The organism is Rhodococcus sp. BP-261, assembly GCF_019835205.1.
GTDB classification, from domain to species: domain Bacteria; phylum Actinomycetota; class Actinomycetes; order Mycobacteriales; family Mycobacteriaceae; genus Rhodococcoides; species Rhodococcoides kyotonensis_B.
The window spans coordinates 13,643-36,105 of sequence record NZ_JABUCO010000007.1 but is presented as its reverse complement, the minus strand read 5'-3'; the positions used below and the strand labels follow the sequence as shown (position 1 = coordinate 36,105).

Genomic DNA, 22,463 nt, shown 5'->3' with positions numbered 1-22,463 from the left:
GAATGACTGCGGTAGAAGCCCTCATCGATTCATTGCCGCGGGAGATCGTCATCTCCGATCCCGACATCGTGGCGTCGTACGCGCACGATCAGTCGCGATTCACCGACAGCGCACCGCCCGCGGCGGTTCTGGTTCCCCGAACGACGGCGGAGGTGTCCGCGTGTCTGGCAGCGGCACACAGTAATTCGGTGGCCGTGATTCCGCGTGGTGCAGGAAGTGGACTGAGCGGCGCAGCCAATGCGACCGCAGGTGCCGTCGTGTTGAGTCTGCACCGTATGACCGCAATCCGCGAGATCGACACCGTCGACCGACTGGCCGTCGTCGAGCCGGGCGTCGTGACGGCGGATCTGCGTGCGCGGGCAGCCGATGCCGGACTGTTCTATCCGCCGGACCCGGGCAGCGTCGCGTTCAGCACGATCGGCGGCAACGTCGCCACCAACGCGGGCGGAATGTGCTGCGTGAAATACGGTGTGACAGGCGATTTCGTGCTCGCGCTCGAGGTCGTTCTCGCGGACGGCCGAATTCTGCGCACCGGAAGGCGCACGGTCAAGGGCGTCGCGGGGTACGACCTGACGCATCTGCTCGTCGGCTCGGAGGGCACGCTGGGCGTCATCACCGAGATCACGGTCAAGCTGCTGCCTGCGCCTCGCGAGGCCCGTACGCTCGTCGCGTCGTTCCCCACGCTCGAAAAAGCTGGTCTGGCGGTGGCCGAGATAGCGTCGTCCGGTTCGACGCCGTCGATGCTCGAAATCCTCGACCGCACAACGGTTCAGGCGGTCGACCGGATGACGAAGATGGGTATGGGCGAGGACACCGCCGCACTCCTGCTGGTGCAGAGCGACGACGTCGACGCCGAATCCGTCCTCGCTGCAATCGAATCGACGTGCGACCGGCTTGGTGCGTCCGACGTCGTCGTCAGCTCGGATCAGGCCGAGGCCGCGATGCTGCTCGAAGCGCGTCGTCTCGCGCTGCCGGCGCTGGAAAGCCTCGGTGACTGGTTGCTCGACGACGTCGCCGTCCCGTGCTCGCGCATCACCGATCTCATCGGCTACATCGAAGGACTCGCCGCAGAGTTGGGTCTGACGATCGGAGTGTTCGGTCACGCAGGCGACGGCAACCTGCATCCGACGATCATCTACGACGAGTCCGACGCCTCGAGCAAAGCCGCGGCACTGTCGGCGTTCGACGCGATCACTCGGCGCGCGCTCGATCTCGGCGGAACCATCACCGGCGAACACGGTGTCGGCAGACTGAAGTCCGGCTGGCTGGCCGTCGAGCACGACGAGACGTCGATGCAGGTGCAGCGGGCGGTCAAGGCTGCGCTCGACCCCACGGGAATCCTGAATCCGGGGTGTGCGCCTGCGGCACCCGTGCGCGCGAATGTATAGCCCGCTATACATTCGCGCGCACATGGCATATTGGACACCATGCAGCGGCGCACGGGCGAGAGTTGGTCCGCGCGACCATCCTCAGGGGTAACCCCTGGGTGTGAGAGAACAACCGGTCACTGCGTCCGACGCCGCTCCGCACGCTCCGCGTGCCAGACGGCGCCGAGTACGAAAGTTTCAGGTCGCCCGTCGCCGCTGCACCCGGGACCGCACGGATGAACCCACGCGAGTTCACCACGCCGATGGCTGCGTTTCTGGCCGAGCTCGCATCCGACGTTCCGTGGACGCGTGACCGTCTCGAGGAGGCGTTCATGCCGGTGTTGGGGGTGAAGGCGTTGCGACTCGCGGACCGGTTGATCGACCTGTACCCGTCACCGCCGTTCGACGAGGAATCCCTGTACCGGCTCATTGCTGATCTTCCCCGGTTGCCCGACAAGAAGTCGGAGGAGCCCGAACGCAGAACGTCCGGCCCGAAGCCCTGGCGCTTCGACGTTCCCCGCTACTTCTCGACGGGCGACCTCGCGGAATCGTTGAACCTGACGATCGACGAGATCGAATGGTTCGCCGACGCGCAACAACGACTGAAGACGGCGTCGTCGACGCTCCGGCACTACCGGGCCACGTCGATTTCGAAACGGTCCGGCGCTCGGGTGCTCGAAATTCCGAAGCCTCGCCTTCGTGAGATTCAGCGAAAAGTCTTGCGTCGCATACTCGATCAGGTTCCTGCGCACGGTGCGGCACACGGCTTCGTCACCGGCCGAAGCCCTCGCACGTTCGGGATCCCGCACGCCGGCCGGGACGTCGTCCTCGCCGCCGATCTGAAGGACTTCTTCCCGTCGATCGGAATCGGGAGAGTCGTCGCGATTTTCGACGCCCTCGGCTACCCGCGGACGGTCGCGTGGAATCTTGCGTACCTGTGCACGACGAGCGCTCCGGCGGGCGAACTGGCCGGCGTTCCGTACGAGACAGCGTCCTTGCTGCGAACCCGTCACCTGCCGCAGGGCGCCCCGACGTCACCCGCTCTGGCCAACCTGGCGGCCCGGATGCTCGACATCCGGCTCACCGGTCTCGCCCGTTCCATGGGCCTGCGGTACACGAGATATGCCGACGACCTGGCGTTCTCCGGAACGTGCGACGTCGACAGGGTGCTCTGGGTGGTCAGACACATCGTGCGTGACGAGGGATTCATGCTGCATCCGAACAAAACCCGCGTACGACGCTCGCACAAGCGACAGCAGTTGACGGGCCTCGTCGTGAACGAGTGGCCTGCGGTGCCGCGATCCGAGTACGACGAGCTCCGAGCGATACTGCACAACTGCGCACGGACGGGCCCGGAGGCGCAGAACCGTTCTGGGCACGGCGACTTTCGAGCCCATCTCTACGGCCGCATCGCACGCATCGGCGAGACGAGCGCTACGAGGCGTCGGAAATTGCTCGAGCTCGCAGAACGCGTGAACTGGTCCTGACCACCTGTTCGACGCGTATCGCCCGGTTCAGGAGGCGCGCGTCAGCTCGATTTCGCCGACGCACTGGCATCCGCCGGTGATCTCGGCGCAGTCGAGAACGAGGTAGTGCCGAACGTACTCGAGATCCACGCAGCCTGGGTCGGTGCATTCCGCGTCGCCGACTGCGTGAATGACGAGCGTGCCTTCGCAGACGTCTGCGATGTCGTGCATGAGGACTCCTTTCCCTGTAGCCCCATTCCTATCACCGCGGTCCGACAAGTTCGGGAGAAGAGATGCGTGTCCTGGGTGTAGCCCGAGACCGGTGCCGGTCGGGGACGGCGTCGATAGCACCGCCGCACCGAGCCCCTCAGCGCGTGCCTGCGTCGAGCAGAACCGTCGCGGCTTCCTTTGCGGCGAGCGCGGATTCGGGCGATTCGGAAATCGCCGCGGTCGTCTGCGCCCCCTCGGCCAACAGTGCAATCTGCAACCCGAGCTTTTCCGGGCACCCTGCCTCGACGGCCAATTCGGTTACGTAGGAGACGAATTCGCGCTTGTGACGATGTGCCGCGTCGGCCACCGCGGGCATGGTGGCACCCAACTCGCCGAACGAGTTGATGAACGCGCAGCCACGAAAATTGTCCTCGCGGAACCAGGTGTCGAGAAAGTCGAAGATGGACAGCAACTTCTCACGCGGATCGCTGTACTCGGCGGCCTGCGCGAGGATGCGCTCGTTCCACAGCTCGGTGCGGCCTTCGAGGACGCGCGCGACGATGTCGGATTTGGACGGGAACAACGTGTACATCCGCTTCAGAGAAATGCCCGCCGCGGCGCGCAGTTCGTCCATTCCGACGGCCTGAACACCGCGGGCGTAGAACAACTCGTCGGCCGCCGCCAGCACCGATGCTCGTGAGGCGTCCGTCTCCATCGTCACCAACTCCTTGCGCAGAGAACCAACGTTCTCTAGTGTAGTCCACGGCGAGAGAACGACCGTTCTCCTGCGGGAACCCTGACCCACGAGGAAGTGTTGCATGATGGCTTTCATCAACGTAGGTACCGAGAACAGCACCCCGATCGACGTCTACTACGAGGATCACGGCACCGGTCAGCCCGTCGTGCTGATCCACGGCTACCCGCTCGACGGCAACTCCTGGGAGCGTCAGTCGCGCGAGCTGTTGGCGGCCGGCTATCGCGTCATCACGTACGACCGTCGTGGGTTCGGCAAGTCGAGCAAGCCGACCGTCGGCTACGACTACGACACGTTCGCGGCCGACCTGAACGCAGTCCTGACCACACTGGATCTCAGCGACGTCATCCTCGTCGGGTTCTCGATGGGAACGGGTGAGCTCGCACGCTACGCGGCGAAGTACGGCACCGATCGCGTCGCGAAGTTCGCCTTCCTCGCGTCGCTCGAGCCGTACCTGGTGCAGGCCGACGACAACCCGGCAGGCGTCCCGCAATCCGTGTTCGACGGCATCGAGGCTGCCGCGCGCGAGGACCGTTTCGCGTGGTTCGACAACTTCTACAAGGACTTCTACAACCTCGACGAGAACCTCGGCAGCCGCATCAGCGAAGCGACCGTCCGCGCCAACACGGCCACGGCTGCCTCCAGCGCACCCGTCGCCGCATATGCAGTGGTCTCGTCATGGATCGAGGACTTCCGCGCCGACGTGCAGAAGGTCCGCGAATCCGGAAAGCCGACGCTCATCCTCCACGGCACCAAGGACAACATCCTGCCGATCGACTCCACCGGACGCGAGTTCACCAAGGCGTTCCCTGAAGCGAAGTACGTCGAGGTCGAGGGCGCTCCGCACGGTCTGCTGTGGACGCACGCCGCCGAGGTCAACGACGCGCTTCTGGCATTCGTGAAGTAAGAGCTGTGCAAGCATGAACGAATGACCGACGGCCCGCGACCGACCGTGGCGACCTCCGAGTCCGTACGGCTCGGAGTGTTGCTCGCGGCGGTCGGCGGGTTCGTCGACGTCTACACGTTCATGACGCGCGACGGTGTGTTCGCCAATGCACAGACCGCCAACGTCGTTCTGTTGGGGATCGATGCGGCGTCGGGTCATTGGGCCTCGGCGCGCGGTTATCTCCCGCCGCTGATCGCGTTCGTTCTCGGTGTCTTTACCGCCGAAGCCGTGACGAGGCCGGCCGTCGCGCGCATCGTGCGACGACCGGTTCGCGCGGTTCTCGTCATCGAGATCCTGGTGATCGCGGCCGTCGGTTTCGTCCCGGCGTCGGCGCCGAATGCCGTTGTCACCATTTCGATTTCGTTCGTCGCAGCCCTGCAGGTCACCACCTTTCGCGTGCTGGTGGATCAGGCGTTCAGCACGACGATGACGACGGGCAATCTACGGAGCTTCTCGCAGGCCGTGTTTCGACGCGTCGTCGCAGGTCACAAGGACGCCGGGGTGCGGGCGGCCAACTTCGGGACCGTCATCGCCGGGTTCCTCGGCGGGGCGATCGTCGGCGCACTCGCGGTGCGGCTGTTGGATGTTCGAGCCGCGTGGGTCGCCGCCGGGATGCTCGTGATTGCGTTGGCGCTGTTTCTGTTCGACGAGTGGCGCGACGTCCCGCGGGTCCGCGATCCCCGCGTATGACGCTACCGCCCAACCAAATTTACCCTCCTGTTGTGCGGTTCGCGGAGTCGAAAGCGCACAACAGGAGGGTAAATTTCGCAGGTAGCGGACGATCAGACGACGACGACCCCGTCGGAATCGCTGTAGACGATCTCGCCCGGGTTGAAGGTGATGCCGCCGATCTCGACGGGGACGTTCTTCTCGCCCGAGCCGGTCTGCGTGCTCTTGCGCGGGTTGGTGCCGAGTGCCTTGACGCCGATCTCCAGGGTGCGCAGGATCGCGGAATCGCGGATGGCGCCGTTGACGATCACGCCCGCCCACCCGTTCGCGACGCCCTTGCCTGCGATGATGTCGCCGACCAGGGCGGTGTGAATGCTCGCATCGCCGTCGATGACCAGAACGCCACCGTTGCCGGGCTCACCGAGAGTCTGCTTGACCAGCAGGTTGTCCTGGAAGCACTTGATCGTCGTGATCGGACCGGCGAACTCGGTGTGCTTGCCGAACTGGATGAATTGCGTGTCGCAGCTACGGATTTCGGGACCGATCTCGTCGGCCAGGTCTGCAGTTGCCTTGAATTCGACGGAAGTCATGCACGGGAGCCTAGTCGAGACGCCCGTGCCGCCTCTCGTACTCCTCACGCGTCCGGTCCAGTCTGGCCTGCGTGCCCGCATTGAGCAGTTCCGGGTCGAGACCGTGCACCAACAGGCGGTGACGGCGGTACACGTTCATCAGCGCGATCGCGAAGTAGACGAGCGGAATGAACAGCAACGCCATCATCGCCAACCCGATCCACAGCGGACCGGGAACGAGCAGGAACAGGCAGAGAAGCGGGATCACGGGCAACGTGAACCGGATCATGTAGCGAGCCTGCGCGCCGTTGCCGACGAGATCCTCGCGGACCCAATCCTGCATCGACGGCGGCAGGACACGGCCGAACTGATAGCCCACGTACTGCCGGAAGTTCGGTCTCACACGGTGAACTCTACGCCCGAACCTGCGCGAGGACAGCCGCGCCGATCCCCAACGCAACAACATCCTCGGCGACGGCCGCAGCCAGCGGCGGAACCGTCGTCGACGCCCATCCGCGGTAGGCGTGACCTGCATAGGAACCGGCAACCGCGGACAGGCCACCGATGACTGCCGCCGGGACCGGGTCGTTCCCCAGAGCGCGGGCGACGGCATAGGCGCCACCCGCACCCGCGAGGATTCGGCCACCGAGCGGGCCCGGATCGAGTCGCGACGGCGTCGACGGCAGCTTGTCCGCGACGAGCTCGCCTGCCGTGACGACCGCCGAACCCCCGACCGCCAACCGCTCGTACGGCGATCCGCGGAACCAGCTCAACAGACCGACGCTGATTCCGACGGAACTACGAAACCCACTCGCCTTGCCGATCGCTGCGGACAACAGGGCCGAACGCACTGTCAGGTTCATGCGACGAGTATCGCCCGCGGCCGACAGGCCTGGCACGTGTTCGGCCCGATCCGTCACTTACCAGCCGCATTGGCGACGATCGCGTCACGCAGATACTGCGCGAGACCCGGTGCGACGTCGTCGTAATGCTTGGTGAAGCGCTCGTCGGAGACGTACATCTCGCCGAGGCAGACGTGCATCTCGTATCCGCAGTCGTAGTACTGCTCGATGCCTGCGCGGTGCCGCTCCGCCAACTCCGCTGCCTGCTCGGAGTCCGCCGGAACACCGGCCGTCATCGCGGCCGCGAAATCGGCTTCCAGAGCATCGGTTTCGGCCTTGACTCGCGTCCAGTCCTCCTTGGTGAACGACGCAGTGCGGGCCTGCGACTGCTTCCACGCCTCCGTCTGGCCCCACCGCTCCTCGGCTTCGCCCGCGTACTCCTCACCGAGCCAGTCGTCGCCGAACACTTCGCGCTGCTCTTCGGGGGTCAACTGAATTCCCATCTTCTTCGCCTCCATCATCCTGTCCACGGCCGCAGCCATTCGATGCAAGCGATCGATCCTGGCGTCCAACAACTCTCGCTGACGCCTCAGGTGCGCCATCGTGTCGATGGACGGATCGTCGAGGAGGGCGGCGATGTCGTCCAACACGAACCCCAGTTCGCGGTAGGTCAACACCTGGTGCAGCCGTTCGACATCCGACGCCGAATAACTGCGGTAGCCCTTCGAGGTGCGACCCGACGGCACCACAAGACCGATGTCGTCGTAGTGGTGCAACGTCCGAACACTGATCCCGACGAGCCGGGCCACCTCGCCCACCTTCATATCGCTCACAGAAGACAAGCGTGGTACCTCCCGCAACGTCAGGGTCAAGTCCTTCTAGCTAACCACCCTGTCGCATCCGCCGGTAGTGGCACCCGCCAAGCGCTGCGACAACCAGTCGAATGCACCGGGACGGCCGCTGGTCTCGGCGCCGGCATGGTCACCGGGAATCTCCTCGAGATGTACCGACGCACCCAGCGTGCACCACTGATCCTGGACGGCTTCCGCGCCTTCCTTGGGAATCAGGAAGTCCTGCAACCCCTGGTAGATGTACACGGGGGCGTCCGGCTTGACCTGCCCCATCCGGTTCTCCTCGACGACGGCTTTGCTGACCGGGTGGTCGAACACGTTCGGGACGTCGGACAGATTCTGCTGGTCCAGCAGGAGCAGACCGCTGTAGGACAGGACGTCGACGCATTGATCCTTCTGGAGCAGCGCGACGCGTCGACCGTTGTCGTTGGTCAGGTCCCGCATCTCGGGATACTCCCGGGCCAAGCCCGACGAGGCGGCGGCGAACAGTCCCGACCCGATTCCGCCGTTCAGCGAGCGCTGCAGAATCTTGTAGTCGGTCGGAGGGCCACCGAACGCGACGCCCGCGATGTTCAACTCCGGCGCGTACGACGGTGCGAGCTGTGCTGCCCATCCCGACGCGATCGCGCCACCGGAGTACCCGGTGATACCGATCGGGGCGTCGGCTGCAACGCCTGCGCTGTGCGAGGCGCGGAGGCCGTCGAGCACGGTGTGACCCGCGACGAGTCCTGCCGAGTACGCCTGCCGCGGGCCTTGATAATCGGTGACGACGACCGAATATCCGCGGCCCAGCAGGTCCTGAACCCTATCGATCTCCTTGTTGGTGCCCCGCGGCAACGTGTACGACGGAGCGCACGTGTTCCCGAGCGAATCCGTCGCCTCGTTGTACGCGACGACCGGACGCGGTCCGCCGCCGGCCCACGGGGCGTCGGGAACGATGACCGTCGTCGCCGCAGCTATGGGGTTGTTCTTCGAATCGGTGGAACGGAACAGCAGTTGGGTCGACGTCGTACCGGGTTGTACGGCAACGCTTCTGGTGTTCAACACGGTTCCCGGGGCCTGTGCCTCGAAACCGGCGGGCGGAGTGAACCACGGATCGCCCAACGGTGTCGGCAGATACGCGGCCGGGTCGCGCGGGGGAGTGACGAGATCCCCGATCGGGTCGGCCTGGACCGACGGTGACGACGCGATCAGTAGAGCTGCTGCGCCGACGAGAACGAGTGCTGCACGCACTGAAATCCCCCACCCATGTTCGTTCCGAGCGCCCCGACGCCTAGGAAAGACCGTGGCCCATGGTGCCACATGGTTCGGCGTGGGCGTGGTGTTCCAGTCTCGTTGCGCTCCGCGCGGGATCCCGCCGCCGGACGACCGAAACCGGTACACGGCGCCCACCCGTTCGAGATGCACGCTGTGATCCGAGCCACCGAGGGGGTAGTTTGTCTGTAACTCGAAGAACTACTCACCAGTAGGGGTGCAAAATGCCAGCTCCGAGCGCTGCGACCTTCTCGCGGCTCGCCGAACTGTCCGCTATCACCGACGTCGACGCACGGGCGACGAAGTCCATCACGGAGGTGTTCACCGGCAAGGAGCTCGCCACCATCCCGGTCGGCACCGCCGAGGACGTGCACGCAGCGATCGCTCGCGCACGCGTCGCACAGAAGGCGTGGGCCAAGCGTCCGGTCTCCGAGCGCGCCGAGATCTTCCACCGATACCGCGACCTGGTGCTCGCTCACCGTGACGAGCTGATGGACATGGCGCAGGCCGAGACCGGTAAGTCGCGCGCCGCGGCTCAGGAAGAAGTGCTCGACATCGCGATGACGTCGCGTCACTACGCGCGGACGGCCGCAAAGCTGCTCGCGCCGAAGCGCGTCACCGGCATGTTGCCCGTGCTGACCAAGACCACCGTGCACTACCAGCCGAAGGGTGTCGTCGGCGTCATCTCGCCGTGGAACTACCCGATGACCCTCGCGGTGTCCGACGCGATCGCCGCGCTGTTGGCGGGCAACGCCGTCGTCCTCAAGCCGGATTCGCAGACCCCGTACTGCGCGCTGGCGTGCGTCGAACTGCTGTACAAGGCCGGGTTGCCGCGTGACCTGTTCGCCGTCGTGCCCGGCCCGGGATCGGTCGTCGGAAGCGCCATCGTCGAGAACACCGAATACGTCATGTTCACCGGATCCACCGCCACCGGTCAGCATCTCGCAGAGCAAGCGGGGCGTCGCCTCATCGGTTTCTCCGCCGAGCTCGGAGGCAAGAATGCGATGATCGTCGCCCGTGGCGCCAATCTCCGAGAGGTGTCCGACGCGGCCGTGCGTGCCTGCTTCTCAAACTCCGGCCAGCTGTGCATCTCGATCGAACGCATCTACGTCGAGCGGTCCATCGCCGACGAGTTCACCGCGAAGTTCGGGCAGCGTGTACGAGACATGACGGTCGGGCCGGGCTACGAGTTCGGCATCGAAATGGGCAGCCTCATCTCCGAGGATCAGGTCAAGACCGTCTCGGCGCACGTCGACGACGCAAAGGTCAAGGGTGCCAAGGTCATTGCAGGCGGTAATGCGCGCCCCGACCTCGGACCGCTGTTCTTCGAGCCGACCGTGCTGACCGATGTTCCCGAGGACGCGGAGTGCGCGGCCAACGAGACGTTCGGTCCGCTGGTGTCGATCTATCCGGTCGCCGACGTCGAAGAAGCCATCGCGAAGGCCAACGATACCGAGTACGGCCTCAATGCCAGTGTCTGGGCGAAGACCAAAGCTCAGGGCGAGGCCATCGCTGCTCGATTGCATTCCGGCACAGTGAACGTCGACGAAGGCTACGCGCCCGCATGGGGTACGACGGCTGCTCCGATGGGCGGCATGGGAGTCTCCGGCATGGGGCGTCGACACGGAGCCGACGGTCTGCTCAAGTACACGGAATCGCAGACCATCGCGACGACGCGTCTGCTCAACCTCGGTGGGCCTCGCGGACTTTCGCCCAAACTGTGGGCGAAGATCATGCCCCCGTTCGTCAAGGCGCTCAAGTACCTGCCGGGTCGGTAGGGCGGGGTGTCGGGGCGTCCTGTCGCTGGCGCTCGGGTGACCGAATGTCACCTTCGGACACTTGGGCGCGGGCGGATACCACCGAGGGCGTCCTTCGGTCACTCTGAGTGAGCGAGGGGGTCATTCGGTCAATCGGCGGGCCGGGTGCTAGCGAGGGCGTCCCTCGGTCACTTCGAGTGACCGTATGTGACATTCGGTCACTTCAGAGCGGCGGCGGCGACGGTGAAACCAACGAAGCCCGCACACCGAGGGTGTGCGGGCTTCGTCGTGGGTGGAACTAGTTGACCCGGTGGCCGTTGAGTTCCGAGTGCACGAAGTGGTGCGGATCCGGAATGTGAGCGTCGCCGAGTACCCGGGCGATCTGGTCCTCGCTGAGGCCCAGGCGCCGGAGTCGTTCGCAGACTGCGTCGAAGTCGAGCATCTTCGCGTCGAGTTCCTGCTGGAGGGCGACGACCTCTGCGCGGATGGCCTCGGCTTCGTCGAGTGCCTGCAGGGTGTCCTTGGGCTCCGGCAGGAGAAGGTTCAGCAGTCGATCACGTGCGTCGGTGCTGAGTCCCTCGAACGGTGCCGATCCTGCTGGTGCTTCGTGGCGTCCTACGATGTCGCGCTCGGGCGCAAGGTACTCACGAGCCTCGCCGAACGACGGGATCTCTGCGACTTCCTCGTCGGCTGCCGGTGCCTGAGCGATGTCGATCGTCTTGCGCAGCGGGCGGTTCGGGATAAACAGGACCGCGAGCAGCGTGATGATCGCGACGAATCCGGCGATGAGGAAGATGCGTCCGGTGGCGTCACCGTAGGCGGTACGGATGACCAGCGCGACCGGGGCCGGAAGTGCACCGAGGTCGAGCGATCCACCGCCGCTGCCCGAACTCTGAATGCCGAGTTCGGCAAGGCCGCTCTGCGACAACGTTCCGACGCGGGTGGCGAGCAGCGATCCGAGGACGGAGACGCCGATCGCGCCACCGAAGGTTCGGAAGAACGCGACGGTCGACGACGCGGCACCGATGTTGTGCACGCTGACCGTGTTCTGCACTGCGAGAACGAGGTTCTGCATCAGCATGCCGGTGCCGAGTCCGACGATGGTGATGAATCCGCCGACGACCCACAGGCTCGTCTCGTGGTCGATCGTGCCGAGCAGCATGAAGCCGACGATCAGCAGGATGGAACCGATGACGATGAAGGGCTTCCACTTACCGAACTTGGTGATGAGCTGTCCGGATCCGACTGTGGCGACCAGCATTCCGGCCACCATCGGCAGCGACAGCAGGCCTGCTTCGGTCGGGGAGTAGCCGCGGGCGGTCTGGAAGTACTGGCCCAGGAAGGTCGTCGCACCGAACAGGCCGACGCCGACTGCGATGGACGCGATGATGGCGAGCCCGGTGGTGCGTTCGGTGACGATCTTCAGCGGGATGATCGGCGACTTGACCTTGGCTTCGACGATGACGGTCAGGACGAGCAGCAGCACACCGACGCCGACGAGGATGGCGGATTCACGCGACATCCATGCGTAGTAGTCGGCCTTGCCTGCGAACGAGACCCAGACCAGCAGCACGGACACGCCTGCGGTGAGGAGCAGCGCACCCATCCAGTCGATGGAGACGTCGTCCTTGCGTTCGGTCTTCATGTGCAGCGTCTTCTGCAGCAGACCGAGGGCGATGACGGCCAGCGGCACGCAGACGAAGAAGCACCAGCGCCACCCCAGCGGGCTGTCGACGATGACGCCACCGAGGATCGGGCCGCCGGACATGGACACTGCCATGACGGCACCGGTGTAGCCGGAGTATCGACCGCGGTCACGCGGGGAGACGATCGAGCCGATGATGGCGATGACCAGTGCCGTCAGACCGCCCATGCCGATGCCCTGAATGACGCGCGCCACCAGCAGAATTGCGACGTTGTGCGCGAATCCGGCCATGACCGAGCCGATGACGAAGATGACGATCGCCGTCTGGACGAGGACTTTCTTGTTGAACAGGTCGGCGAGCTTGCCCCAGATAGGGGTCGACGCCGCGTTGGCGAGCAGCGCGGTGGTGATGACCCAGGCGTATGCGGTCTGGGATCCCTGCAGGTCGCCGATGATCGTCGGCAGCGCGGTGGCGACAATCGTGGTGCTCAGCAGCGCGGTGAACAGTGCTGCCAGCAGGCCGGTGAGGGCTTCGAGGATTTCGCGGTGGGACATCGCGTCCGGTTCGGACGCCTGAAGATTGGGCGGCGCTTCGGTGGTGGTCATTCTTATCTCGCAATCAGTTTCAAGTGTGCTGCGTCGTGAGCGTTGTCGTTGAACGTGGTGTTGAGTTTGCGAATGGATTCGAGGGCATCGACTGCCTCGGTTTCGCTCCAGTCGCTCAACATCTCCCGTAATCGTCTGGCTCGTCTGTCCCAGATGGCGGCCAACTTCTGCCGGCCTTCGTCGGAGACGCAGACGCGGGATGCGCGTTTGTCGTCGGGATCGGGTGTTCGGTCGATGTATCCGAGGTCGACGAGGTCTGCGATCTGCCGGCTGAGGGCGGACTGGCTGACGCAGAGCCTGTTGGCCAGGTCGGTCTGTCTGCACTCACCCTCGGTCGCCAGGATGGCCAGTACTCCGGTCAATGCCTGCGGCAGGGGTGAGCTCTCATCTCCGGTGGTCACGGCGTTCTTCAACGCTCGTCCGAAGAGGAAAACCTCCTCGACCAACGCCTCGGCTGTGGTTGTTCGTACTGCCATGAGGGCTCCAACGGTCACGATCAATTACTTGCTGTCCGCAACCATATATGTGGATAGATGAGGTAAACAACTATTTTACCTATCTCGTGGGTCACATCGACCGCACAGACCGACGCATCGATGTCACGTGGCAACGGTCAGACGGTTGCCACGGTCCATCGATGTCGAAAGGGGGCGAACCCTCAAGCAGTAGCCGGATCGAAGATGCCGCGTCGCACGGTCATGGTGACCTCGTCACCCACCGCGGGCCGACGCCCACGCACCGAGCAGCGAAAGGTGACACCGTGCGACTCGACGACGACGTCGCTGGCGTCGCGACCGAACAGCGAAGACGTGACGACCCCCGCGCAGCAGTCGTGGGGCGATCCGGCGCTCAGAGAAATGTCCGACGGCAGAACCGCCAACGTCCCGCGACCCGGAGCCCTGCCCTCGATGAGGTCGGCACCGATCTCGATCGGGTGGCCGTCGGCGTGGAAGCGACCGTCGTCGATGACGCCGTCGATCAGGTTGGCGTCGGACAGGAATTGTGCGACGAACGACGTGGCCGGCGTCTGGACCAGCTCCTCGGGCGTCCCGATCTGTACGACGCGTCCGCCGTCGAGAACGGCCACGCGGTCGGCGAGCGCCAGTGCCTCGTTGCGATCGTGCGTCACGTGCACGACCGTCAATCCCGCAGCGCGAGTGAGAGACCGGAGCTCGAGACGCAGGCGGTCACGCAGCGGTTCGTCGAGTGCGGCCAGGGCCTCGTCGAGCAGGAGTGCCCGTGGGGAGCGAACGAGCGCGCGTGCCAACGCAACTCGCTGACGCTGCCCGCCCGAGAGTGTCGCCGGATCACGCGCTTCGAGCCCCGGAAGGCCGACCAGCGACAACGCGTCGGCGACGCGTTTCCTGCGGTCGGCCCGTGAAACCCCGTCCAGTTCCAAGGGATACGACACGTTCTTGCCGACGCTGCGGTGCGGCCACAATGCATGCTGTTGAAAGACCATGCCGAGTCGGCGGTCCTCGGGTGGCACCGGTCGACCGTGTCCGGCGACGACGTCACCGCCGATGGTCACGGTGCCCGACGACGGCTCCAGAAAGCCTGCGATGGTACGCAACAGCGTCGTCTTTCCCGATCCCGACGGCCCGACCAGTGCGAGGAATTCGCCGTCGGCGATCGTCAGGTCGATGTCACGCAAACCCGCTGTGCCACCGGGATAGTCGAAACGGACGTCGTTCAGCGTGATCGAGGACATCAGGCGCGCTTCTTTCGATCGGTTGCTCCCGCGACCAGACCGAGACCTGCGAGTCCGACGAACGCGACGAGTAGGGACAGTGCGGCGGCGGCGTTGTAGTCACCCGCCTGCTGGAGGTTGAAGATGGAGACGCCGAGGGTCTGCGTGCCGGGTGCGACGAGCAGGACGGACATCGTCAGCTCTCGAACCGCGGTCAGCGCCACGAGAACGCTTCCGGTGACGGCAGCGGGAATCGCCATCTTCCACGGCACGTCGTACAAGGCGCGTACCGGTGTCGCGCCGGACGACCGCGCGGCCTCCTCGAGCGCGATCGGCGTCGACGTCAACGGTGCACGCACCGCTTGGACGACGATCGCGAGGAACGCCATGACGTAGGCGCACAGAATGACCCAGCGTGTGTCGAACAGGCCGGTGTACCGTCCGACGATCAGCCACCCGACGGCGATGACCAACCCCGGAATGGCTTGGGGAAGCATGGCGACCAGGTCGAGGCCGACGTTGTCGCGTGATGCGGTACGCGTCGTCAGCACACCGAGGGCGAGGCCGACGACGCCGCAGATCACCGCGGCCGACACCGCGAGCATCACCGAATTCTGGATCCCGACAAGGGTTCCCGGCGCGGTGACGGCGGAGGTGATGTTGTCGAGGGTCAGGTTGTCCCACGTCAGCGGAATTCCGGGCGCAGGGAGAAGCGCCTGCGTCGCCAGCGCGAGAATCGGGAGCACCGTGATCGCGGCCGCGATCACCCACGCGCCCACGGCCGCGACGACTCTGCTTCGGCCCAGCGGAAGACGCTGCAGCGACGTGGTCGGGCCGTCGATGCCGTGTGCACTGCGCGCCGCCAACAGACGGTCGACGGCAACGGCGAGGACAGCGAGGAACAACAGCGCGATACCGATCGTCGACACCACTTCGAGTGGCTTGGCGACGGTGCCGGACTGGATGAAGCGGTAGACCATCGTCGACAGTGTCACGTATCGGTCGGGTAGACCGACCAGGGCGGGAATGCCGAAATCGGCGAGGTTCGACACCGCGACGAGCGTGAACGACGCGACCGCCGCCGGGCGTAGCAGCGGTAGCGTCACTCCGCGCATCGCGGCCCACGGCGTCGCTCCCGAGATGCGCGCGGCCTGTTCGAGTTCCGCGGGGATTCGCTTCACCGCAGCCGAGACGATCAGGTAGGCAACGGGATACGAGTGAATCGTCAACAGAAATATCACGCCGTCGCCGCCGTAGATGTTCCACAGCGGCGACGAGAACATCGATTCCCACCACTTGTTGACGCTGCCGCTCGGGCCGAGCAGGCCGGCCCATGCGATGGCGCCGACGAACGGCGGAATGAGCAACGGGCTCAACAGGATCAGTCGCAGAACCGATCGACCCGGCAGATCCGTCCTGTCCAGAGCGAGTGCCATGACGACGGCGAGTAGCACGGCGAGGGCGGCCGAGACGGACGACGAGACCGCGCTGTTGATCGCCGCATCCACGATTCCGGCGTCGAATAACTCCTGAATATGATTGCCGCCCAACCCGATCGAGACGACCGCCCCGATCGGGAACAGCACTACCGCCGCGACGACGAGCCACAGGGCGATCCGGAGGCCGGTGACGCCCGAGAACGTAGTCCTAACCGACAAGCTCGTTGAACCTCTTCACAGCCTCGGGCTGGAATGCGCTGATCTCGGCCAGGTCCGGGTTCAGGAGGGTCAGGTCACCCAGAGCCGGTGCGCCTTCGGGTGTTCCGACGTCGGCGCGAACCGGCAGGTACTGCTGCTCGACGGCAATCTCCTGTCCGCGCTTACCGACGAGGAAGTCGACGTACTTCTTCGCTGCCTCCGGGTTCGCCGAGTCGCTGAAAATGCCTGCAGGCTGGGAGATGTACGGAACACCGTCGGTCGGATACGAGGCCGCGATGGGCGAACCCTTGGCCGCCAACTCGCGAACCAGATAGTCGACGACGATTCCGATGGGCTGCGTGCCTGCGGCGACGGCCTGGCCGACGGGACCGTTGCTCTCGGCCACGACCGGCTGGTTCGCGACGAGACCTTCGAGCCACGGCTGACCCAACGTCTCTTCGCTCAGCCAGACGGCGGTGTTGAACGCGGCTGCGCCGGACACGTCCGGGTTCGGAAGAGTGATCTGGCCCTTGTACTTCGGGTCGGCCAGTTCTTTCCACGACGTCGGAGGCGCGGTGACGGCACCGGTGTTGTAAGCGATGACCGTCGGGATGATGCGGGTTCCGACGTAGTAGCCGTCGGGGTCGACGACGTCGGGATTCAGCGCGGCGACGTCGGCGGGGGTGTACTGCATCAGCAGTTCGTCGGTCTTGTATCCCTCGAACGTCGGAGCGTCGGCGGCGAGCAGGACGTCGGCGCCGATCTTGCCGGTCTCACGCTCGGATGCGATGCGCGCGTTGAGATCTCCGGTTCCTGCACGGTAGACCTGGACGTCGATGTCGGGGTTCTCCGCCATGAACTCGGCGTTCAGTGCGTCGATCTTCGCCTGCGGTTCGGAGGTGTAGACCGTCAACGTTCCGCTTGCGGATTCCGACGACGCCGCGTCGGAGGTGGGTTCGGCGGGCTCGGAACATGCAGCGAGGGTGGTGATCACAGCGAGAGACGCAAAAACACCCACGAGGGGACGACGCAAGGAAGACAAGAAAACTCCTACGAGAACCGATGGTGAAGCGTCGATCCTGTCGCGCGCAGGCAACCCCGCGGAGAACTCGAAGTAGCGCCCGCGTGAACGCTAGGCGGTCGTGGCCAAGGCCGCGGCGAGTCCGAACGCGACGGTCAGCACGCAGATGTGCAGGCCGGCGCGAATCACCGACTCGTCCTGCGATGTGCGATGCGCAGCGACCGAGACCAACCAGGTGGCGCGGAGGCGTCGCGCAAGAAGGACGAGGACCACGAGAACCACGGTCTTCGCGAGCACGACCCGCCCGTAGCCGGTGTCGACGAGGCCGCCGAGCCCGCCGAGTTTCACCGCCGCGTTGACGGTTCCGCTCGCCGCGAGAATCCACACCGACCACCAGGCCAGGCGCGAGTACACGGGCAACGCGAGTGCCCACGCGCCTCTTGCGCGCAGCGTCAGCGTCATCGCGGCGAGCACACCGAGCCACACCGCAGCGGCCACGGTGTGGACGGCGACGAACACGGCACCGAAGAGCTGCTGGGACATGTGGCCGGTGATCGGCCGCGCCACGAGTGCGACGACGGCGAGCACGGCGATGGGCAAGGCCGGCAGGTCGCGGTCCCCGCGATATCCGACGAGCGCGTAGATGAACAGAGCGGTGGTGCACAGCACCGTGACGACACCGAGCTGGCCGACGGTGATGTCGGTGAGGAACGTACCGAACGACGCGATCGACAGACGGCCGATGCCGCCGCCGAACGATTCGACGGCAGCGGTGACCAGCAGTGCGACCTCCGCGGCGGTCCACAGGCCGCCGACGAGGACCGCCGACCGCCAGACCGTCGGCCTGCTGCGGACCGGAAACAGGTCGGTCCGCAGCAGTGCCAGGCCGAGCGCGGTGGCGCCCAGGCAGTCCGCGAGAACACGCAGCACCGACGACGGGTCGGGCCCCTCGGGGTGAGCGAGCAACCAGGCTGCGCCCACCCCGACGATCGCGGCACAGCCGGCGGCGAGGATCCACCACCGGCGGAACACGGTCAGCCGTTCCCCTTCGGCTTGCGCAGCGCGAACACCAGCGCGCCGACGAACACCAACCCGCCGACGACCAGGAACGGCCACAGCGGAATGCTGCTGCCGCCGTCCTCGGAATCGGCCTCGGCCGACGCGTCGGCCGGAGCGCCAGGAGTGCCCGATCCTTCCGTGGTCAGCGTGAACGTGCGGGTTCCGCTGATCGGATGGCCGTCGGCGGACGTGACCCGGTACGCCAGCGTGTAGTCGCCGACGGGACCGAGTTCGCCGACGTCGACGACGATGCTCTGCCCTTCGATGCGCGGGTCGCCCTTGGACCACAGGTTGCCGTCGGGGCCGACGACGTTGAGTGTCGCGAACTGCGACTGCGGGACCTCGTTGAAGCTGATCGACATCTGCGCGGGACCCTCGGCGATGGACGAACCGTCCTCGGGTGTCGAACCGGTGACGATCGAATGCGCGGATGCTGCCGGCGCTCCGAGGATCAGTGCCGCCAGCGCGAGCAGCGTGACTGTCAGCGACCTCATGACCGGCGGCCCCTGATGGCTGCGCCGAGGCCGAGTGCGGCACCGAGCGCGCCGAGGACGAGCGCGACGCCTGCGATCCAGCGGGCGGTGTTGTCCGAGGAGGACGTCGACGACGCTTCGGTACCGGTCTCCGACGTGGTGGCGGCACCGTGACCGCCGTGCTCGGAGCCGCTCGCGGCGGCCAGGGAGAGCATCGGCGCCGGGTGCTCGGGTTCCTCGCTGCCGGTCGTCTCCTCCGTCCACTCGACGACCTGGCCGTCGTCGTAGGTCTGGACGGCGGGGAACGACACGGTGTCTTCCTCGGGCAGCGGGCCTGCGGACAGTAGGAACTGCTGGAACTGGCCTGGGCCGACCTCGGATCCCGGCTGCGCCGTCCACGTGACGGCAGTGGCGAGGCCGTCGCCGTTCTTGTCGACGGTGGCCGTCCACCCCGGAATCGGCTGTGTGCGAGCCGAATTCAGATCCGGAAGTTCGACGCGCAATGACGTGGTCGCGGCCGTGTCCGATTCGGTCGGAACGCGGAAGGTGAGGACGGTGTAGCCGCCCTGCTCGGCGCCGGGAGCCACGACCGACACGTGGGCCGACGCAGCGCCCGCGCCGACGACGAGGGCGACCGATGTGGCGCCCGCGACGATCGAGGCACGACGAATGAAGCTGTTCATGATGAATCCTTCTCGATGACGTAAGTGAAGTGAAGTGGAGGTTCACTTACTTCGGCGGACCACGCCTCGAGATGGTCGTCGTGAACGGACGCTGCGGAACGTGCAGATACGCCGCAGCCCCGACCCGGCCGGGTGCGGACGCGTCGGGAAGGGGGAGTGGGGGATCGAGGACTGCACGGACGATCGACGTGACGGGTCCGTAGAGACGCTCGGCGGCATGGACGAGCGCTCCGCCGACGACGGCTGCGACGAGGTGGAACGCGAGCATCGGCGGTCTCGGCAACAGCGAGTGCGCGTGCGCCGTCTCGTGAACGTTGCCGACCGTCAGCGCGACGTGCGCCGCGAGCTGGCCGAGTGCGAGCCCACCGAGTAGCAGTGCGGCGTGGGTTCGGCCGTGCCTCGGACTCGGTACGGCGACGAGCGTCCCGACGCCGATGCCGACGATCACCAGGAACACGAACGACGACCCGGCAGGAAAGCCGCCGCCTGCGAGCCCGTGCGCCGCGACGGCGGTGGTCACGACGAGTGCGCCGACGGCTCCGCCACGGAGGGAGGAGGCCGTCGACGTCATGACGGGACTAGCGAACGCCGAGACGCGCGAGCAGGTCGGCTTCGATGCCGTCGAGCTCGGCGGAGATAGCGTGGTGTGCAGCCTTGCGACGCGGAGCAGGCATCTGCTCGGACGTGCGGACCGCGGTGCCGAGGTCGCTCAGGCGCTGGCTGATGGCGTCGGCGAACTTGCGCGTCTCCGCGTCGCCGGAGTGCGACGCGGTGACCTGGGCGAGCGATTTCTCGGCGCCGGCGATGCGTGCGCTGAGCTTCGCGCCGTAGCCGGTGAATTCGCCGAGCTCGGACGGGCTGACACCGAGTTTGGTGGCCTTGCGATCGTCCAGACGGCCGCGAACGACCGACGCCACGCGATAGGCGATGGGCGTCAGAACCGGGACGAGGACGCGTGCGATACCGATGTACTTGCGTACCTGGGCTGCATTGAACGAGCCCTGCGCCGCCGCCTTCTGCTGCGCCTTCAGCGTCGCGACCTGCGCCTTTTCGACGTTCTTCTGCGACTTGGCCTCGACGGCGTTCAGCTTGCGCTGCGCCTTCGCGATGGACTTCAGCTGCTTGCGTTCGTTCTTCGCGCCGAGCTTCGCTTCCAAGGCGGCCTTGTGTTTGAGCGCCTTCGCCTCGGCCCTGCGGGTGGCACGACCCTTGCGCTTACCGAACAAACCCATCGACGAGGCCCCTTACGTCAGCATTTCCGTACGAACGACAGCCTATCCGTAACGCTTGCGGGGTGGCGCCCGGAGCCGGTGTCGGTGTATGGACATAGGCTCGTGCCCGTGAACAGTCGACGCGCCACGCGCACCGAGGCATCGGTACTCATCGATGCCGGGTGCCTCACTCGGTGCAGGCATCGACTGTATCTGGACACCGCCTATTCGGCCCTGCTGCGTGACGAACCCGAGAATCCGGGTGTGCGTCAACGGCGTGAGGCAGCGCAGGCGCATCGCGAGGCCATTCGGTCGACGCTGTCGGCGCAACTCGACGGATGGGTCGACATCGACGCGCCCGATGCAGCGTCGTCGGCGAATCGAACGATGGACGCGTGTCGGCGCGGCGCCCCGTGGATCTGGAATGCGGTGCTGCCCCTCGATCGAGACGCAGGTCGACGCGGCCGCAGTGAGTTGCTGATGCTCGATCCGGCCGGCGAGGGCTACATCCCGATCATCGTCGTCAATCACAAGGTCACCGACCCCGGTCGTGGTGCCACGACGTCGCCGCTGACCGAATGGGCACCCGTCGTCGACGAGACCCGCAAGGTGCGCAGTCAACTGCGCGACCAGCTCAGGCTCGCGCACCTGTACCGAATGCTCGACGCGCAGGGCCTCGCGAGTCCGACGGCCACCGGCGGTGCCATCGGATATCGCGCCGAGTGCATCCTCGTCCACGACCTGAATTCGGTGTTCGCAGAATACGATTCGCGTTTCGCGGACCGCCTCGCCGTCGCGCGGGGTGAGAGCGTCACGGTGCCGTCGAAGGTCAGTGAATGCCGCGCGTGCCCGTGGTGGTCGGACTGCCTGCCGCAGCTCGAGGCAACGCGGGACGTCAGTCTGGTGGCGTCGGGCGGACGGGCCGAGGCGCTGCGCGAGCAGAACGTGTACACCGTCGACGAGCTCGCGAGCTGGGACGGCCCCGAGCCCGAGAACTGGCCGTTCGGCAGTTTCGACGACGCCGTGGCCGCTGCGGCGGCATGGCGGGCCGACGTTCCGCTGCTGCGTCGGACCGAGCACGTCACCGTGCATCGCGCGGACGTCGAGGTCGACGTCGACATGGAGAGCTACCAGGAACACGGCGCGTACCTGTGGGGCACGCTGCTGACCGAGCGGGGTGGCCCCGAGCCCGTCTATCGCGGGTTCGTGACGTGGGATCCGCTGCCCACCGTCGACGAGGGCAGGTCGTTCGCCGAGTTCTGGTCGTGGCTGACGACCGTACGCGCCGACGCGGCTGCACAGGGGAAAACCTTTGCCGCGTACTGCTATTCGCGTCAGGCCGAGGACAAGTGGTTGCTCGATTCCGCGCGACGCTTCGGCGACGTCCCCGGCGTGCCGACGGAGGCGGAGATCCGCGAGTTCATCGACAGCGAGCAGTGGGTCGACATCTACCAGGCGGTCAGCGATCAGTTCATCTGCCCGAACGGCAAGGGGCTCAAGAAGATCGCTCCCGTCGCCGGATTCACGTGGCGTGACCCCGAAGCGGGCGGCGAGGCGTCGATGGGGTGGTACCGGGAAGCCGTCGGCTACGACGCGGAACCGGACCTCACGCAGCGCAAGAGGTTGCTGGTGTACAACGAGGACGACGTACAGGCCACGAAGGTGTTGCGCGAGTGGATGACCGACCGCGCGGACGCCGAGATCCCGACGCTGGAGGCGTTGCGCGCGCAGGCGTGAGGGATTGCCGTCGCCC

General features: G+C 66.0%; 23 protein-coding genes. 6 read left to right on the top strand and 17 right to left on the bottom strand.

All coding sequences use genetic code 11. From position 1 onward, the window contains the following. Nucleotides 1-2: 2 nt before the first annotated feature. Both HQ354_RS10570 and HQ354_RS10565 read left to right on the top strand, forming a co-directional pair. Nucleotides 3-1,388 (top strand): FAD-binding oxidoreductase, encoded by a 1,386-nt coding sequence (locus tag HQ354_RS10570; protein WP_167678775.1) that lies wholly within the window; start codon nucleotides 3-5, stop codon nucleotides 1,386-1,388. Between the two features lie 215 nt (nucleotides 1,389-1,603). After that, nucleotides 1,604-2,854 (top strand): reverse transcriptase family protein, encoded by a 1,251-nt coding sequence (locus HQ354_RS10565; protein ID WP_240931412.1) that lies wholly within the window; start codon nucleotides 1,604-1,606, stop codon nucleotides 2,852-2,854. A 27-nt stretch (nucleotides 2,855-2,881) separates the two neighbouring features. Here HQ354_RS10565 and HQ354_RS10560 read toward each other — a convergent pair whose 3' ends face one another. Next, nucleotides 2,882-3,064, bottom strand: a complete 183-nt coding sequence (locus HQ354_RS10560; protein WP_068429847.1) for a hypothetical protein — start codon at nucleotides 3,062-3,064, stop codon at nucleotides 2,882-2,884. Between the two features lie 136 nt (nucleotides 3,065-3,200). After that, complete coding sequence (locus tag HQ354_RS10555) at nucleotides 3,201-3,758, bottom strand: TetR/AcrR family transcriptional regulator (RefSeq protein WP_174551477.1); 558 nt, start codon at nucleotides 3,756-3,758, stop codon at nucleotides 3,201-3,203. Between the two features lie 106 nt (nucleotides 3,759-3,864). On the opposite strand from HQ354_RS10555, the gene HQ354_RS10550 reads away from it, so the two are divergent. Both HQ354_RS10550 and HQ354_RS10545 read left to right on the top strand, forming a co-directional pair. Further along, the gene (locus tag HQ354_RS10550) at nucleotides 3,865-4,704 is read left to right on the top strand and encodes an alpha/beta fold hydrolase (protein ID WP_068429849.1); all 840 of its coding nucleotides are present in this window, start codon (nucleotides 3,865-3,867) and stop codon (nucleotides 4,702-4,704) included. Between the two features lie 21 nt (nucleotides 4,705-4,725). Continuing rightward, nucleotides 4,726-5,433 carry a YoaK family protein gene (locus HQ354_RS10545; protein WP_068429853.1) on the top strand — a complete coding sequence of 236 codons (708 nt, stop codon included), beginning with the start codon at nucleotides 4,726-4,728 and terminating at the stop codon, nucleotides 5,431-5,433. A 92-nt stretch (nucleotides 5,434-5,525) separates the two neighbouring features. On the opposite strand, the gene rraA is transcribed toward HQ354_RS10545, so the two are convergent. From rraA to HQ354_RS10520, 5 genes are read right to left on the bottom strand one after another with little or no spacing between them, the layout of a single operon-like run. Then, the gene (rraA, locus tag HQ354_RS10540) at nucleotides 5,526-6,002 is read right to left on the bottom strand and encodes a ribonuclease E activity regulator RraA (RefSeq protein ID WP_068429855.1); all 477 of its coding nucleotides are present in this window, start codon (nucleotides 6,000-6,002) and stop codon (nucleotides 5,526-5,528) included. Between the two features lie 10 nt (nucleotides 6,003-6,012). After that, on the bottom strand, nucleotides 6,013-6,384 hold the full coding sequence (locus HQ354_RS10535; protein ID WP_068429858.1) for a DUF5313 family protein: 372 nt from the start codon (nucleotides 6,382-6,384) through the stop codon (nucleotides 6,013-6,015). A 10-nt stretch (nucleotides 6,385-6,394) separates the two neighbouring features. Next, the gene (locus HQ354_RS10530; protein WP_068430113.1) at nucleotides 6,395-6,844 is read right to left on the bottom strand and encodes a hypothetical protein; all 450 of its coding nucleotides are present in this window, start codon (nucleotides 6,842-6,844) and stop codon (nucleotides 6,395-6,397) included. Nucleotides 6,845-6,897: 53 nt separating this feature from the next. Further along, nucleotides 6,898-7,647: a MerR family transcriptional regulator gene (locus HQ354_RS10525; protein ID WP_222634532.1), complete on the bottom strand. Its 750-nt coding sequence runs from the start codon at nucleotides 7,645-7,647 to the stop codon at nucleotides 6,898-6,900. A 54-nt stretch (nucleotides 7,648-7,701) separates the two neighbouring features. Further along, nucleotides 7,702-8,907 (bottom strand): lipase family protein, encoded by a 1,206-nt coding sequence (locus HQ354_RS10520; protein ID WP_308115164.1) that lies wholly within the window; start codon nucleotides 8,905-8,907, stop codon nucleotides 7,702-7,704. A 245-nt stretch (nucleotides 8,908-9,152) separates the two neighbouring features. Between HQ354_RS10520 and HQ354_RS10515 the strand changes: the two genes are divergently transcribed. Next, on the top strand, nucleotides 9,153-10,706 hold the full coding sequence (locus tag HQ354_RS10515) for a succinic semialdehyde dehydrogenase (protein WP_222634457.1): 1,554 nt from the start codon (nucleotides 9,153-9,155) through the stop codon (nucleotides 10,704-10,706). 277 nt (nucleotides 10,707-10,983) lie between these two features. Here the strand turns inward: HQ354_RS10515 and HQ354_RS10510 are convergent, their stop codons facing one another. The 10 genes from HQ354_RS10510 to HQ354_RS10465 form a co-directional block, all read right to left on the bottom strand. Then, nucleotides 10,984-12,936 (bottom strand): MDR family MFS transporter, encoded by a 1,953-nt coding sequence (locus HQ354_RS10510; protein ID WP_261768671.1) that lies wholly within the window; start codon nucleotides 12,934-12,936, stop codon nucleotides 10,984-10,986. A gap of 2 nt (nucleotides 12,937-12,938) precedes the next feature. After that, complete coding sequence (locus HQ354_RS10505) at nucleotides 12,939-13,412, bottom strand: MarR family winged helix-turn-helix transcriptional regulator (protein ID WP_114331078.1); 474 nt, start codon at nucleotides 13,410-13,412, stop codon at nucleotides 12,939-12,941. Nucleotides 13,413-13,594: 182 nt separating this feature from the next. After that, nucleotides 13,595-14,647, bottom strand: a complete 1,053-nt coding sequence (locus HQ354_RS10500; protein ID WP_222634456.1) for an ABC transporter ATP-binding protein — start codon at nucleotides 14,645-14,647, stop codon at nucleotides 13,595-13,597. Next, complete coding sequence (locus HQ354_RS10495; RefSeq protein ID WP_222634455.1) at nucleotides 14,647-16,284, bottom strand: iron ABC transporter permease; 1,638 nt, start codon at nucleotides 16,282-16,284, stop codon at nucleotides 14,647-14,649. Before HQ354_RS10495 ends, HQ354_RS10500 begins: the two co-directional genes overlap by 1 nt. Beyond that, nucleotides 16,274-17,305, bottom strand: coding sequence for an ABC transporter substrate-binding protein (locus HQ354_RS10490; RefSeq protein WP_374107311.1), 1,032 nt, complete (start codon nucleotides 17,303-17,305; stop codon nucleotides 16,274-16,276). The genes HQ354_RS10495 and HQ354_RS10490 overlap by 11 nt, the downstream gene beginning before the upstream one ends. 90 nt (nucleotides 17,306-17,395) lie before the next feature. Continuing rightward, nucleotides 17,396-18,316 (bottom strand): CopD family protein, encoded by a 921-nt coding sequence (locus tag HQ354_RS10485; RefSeq protein ID WP_308115163.1) that lies wholly within the window; start codon nucleotides 18,314-18,316, stop codon nucleotides 17,396-17,398. Nucleotides 18,317-18,318: 2 nt separating this feature from the next. Next, nucleotides 18,319-18,837 (bottom strand): copper resistance CopC family protein, encoded by a 519-nt coding sequence (locus tag HQ354_RS10480; protein ID WP_068429877.1) that lies wholly within the window; start codon nucleotides 18,835-18,837, stop codon nucleotides 18,319-18,321. Continuing rightward, entirely contained in the window at nucleotides 18,834-19,499 is a 666-nt protein-coding gene (locus tag HQ354_RS10475; protein WP_222634454.1) for a YcnI family protein, read from the bottom strand. Before HQ354_RS10475 ends, HQ354_RS10480 begins: the two co-directional genes overlap by 4 nt. A gap of 46 nt (nucleotides 19,500-19,545) precedes the next feature. Then, nucleotides 19,546-20,070, bottom strand: a complete 525-nt coding sequence (locus HQ354_RS10470; protein ID WP_222634453.1) for a hypothetical protein — start codon at nucleotides 20,068-20,070, stop codon at nucleotides 19,546-19,548. 7 nt (nucleotides 20,071-20,077) lie between these two features. Then, a complete protein-coding gene (locus HQ354_RS10465) occupies nucleotides 20,078-20,731 on the bottom strand; it encodes a DUF6474 family protein (RefSeq protein WP_068429880.1) in 654 nt (217 codons plus the stop codon). Nucleotides 20,732-20,833: 102 nt separating this feature from the next. Here HQ354_RS10465 and HQ354_RS10460 point away from each other — a divergent pair, with 102 nt between their 5' ends. After that, nucleotides 20,834-22,447, top strand: a complete 1,614-nt coding sequence (locus HQ354_RS10460; RefSeq protein ID WP_068429881.1) for a TM0106 family RecB-like putative nuclease — start codon at nucleotides 20,834-20,836, stop codon at nucleotides 22,445-22,447. The last annotated feature ends 16 nt before the right edge of the window (nucleotides 22,448-22,463 follow it).

Bases quoted from the DNA above. Each gene is read 5' to 3' on its own strand.
- HQ354_RS10570 (WP_167678775.1), top strand. From the start codon at position 3: ATGACTGCGGTAGAAGCCCTCATCGATTCATTGCCGCGGGAGATCGTC.
- HQ354_RS10565 (WP_240931412.1), top strand. From the start codon at position 1,604: ATGAACCCACGCGAGTTCACCACGCCGATGGCTGCGTTTCTGGCCGAG.
- HQ354_RS10560 (WP_068429847.1), bottom strand. From the start codon at position 3,064: ATGCACGACATCGCAGACGTCTGCGAAGGCACGCTCGTCATTCACGCA.
- HQ354_RS10555 (WP_174551477.1), bottom strand. From the start codon at position 3,758: ATGGAGACGGACGCCTCACGAGCATCGGTGCTGGCGGCGGCCGACGAG.
- HQ354_RS10550 (WP_068429849.1), top strand. From the start codon at position 3,865: ATGGCTTTCATCAACGTAGGTACCGAGAACAGCACCCCGATCGACGTC.
- HQ354_RS10545 (WP_068429853.1), top strand. From the start codon at position 4,726: ATGACCGACGGCCCGCGACCGACCGTGGCGACCTCCGAGTCCGTACGG.
- rraA (WP_068429855.1), bottom strand. From the start codon at position 6,002: ATGACTTCCGTCGAATTCAAGGCAACTGCAGACCTGGCCGACGAGATC.
- HQ354_RS10530 (WP_068430113.1), bottom strand. From the start codon at position 6,844: ATGAACCTGACAGTGCGTTCGGCCCTGTTGTCCGCAGCGATCGGCAAG.
- HQ354_RS10525 (WP_222634532.1), bottom strand. From the start codon at position 7,647: ATGAAGGTGGGCGAGGTGGCCCGGCTCGTCGGGATCAGTGTTCGGACG.
- HQ354_RS10515 (WP_222634457.1), top strand. From the start codon at position 9,153: ATGCCAGCTCCGAGCGCTGCGACCTTCTCGCGGCTCGCCGAACTGTCC.
- HQ354_RS10510 (WP_261768671.1), bottom strand. From the start codon at position 12,936: ATGACCACCACCGAAGCGCCGCCCAATCTTCAGGCGTCCGAACCGGAC.
- HQ354_RS10505 (WP_114331078.1), bottom strand. From the start codon at position 13,412: ATGGCAGTACGAACAACCACAGCCGAGGCGTTGGTCGAGGAGGTTTTC.
- HQ354_RS10500 (WP_222634456.1), bottom strand. From the start codon at position 14,647: ATGTCCTCGATCACGCTGAACGACGTCCGTTTCGACTATCCCGGTGGC.
- HQ354_RS10480 (WP_068429877.1), bottom strand. From the start codon at position 18,837: ATGAGGTCGCTGACAGTCACGCTGCTCGCGCTGGCGGCACTGATCCTC.
- HQ354_RS10475 (WP_222634454.1), bottom strand. From the start codon at position 19,499: ATGAACAGCTTCATTCGTCGTGCCTCGATCGTCGCGGGCGCCACATCG.
- HQ354_RS10470 (WP_222634453.1), bottom strand. From the start codon at position 20,070: ATGACGTCGACGGCCTCCTCCCTCCGTGGCGGAGCCGTCGGCGCACTC.
- HQ354_RS10465 (WP_068429880.1), bottom strand. From the start codon at position 20,731: ATGGGTTTGTTCGGTAAGCGCAAGGGTCGTGCCACCCGCAGGGCCGAG.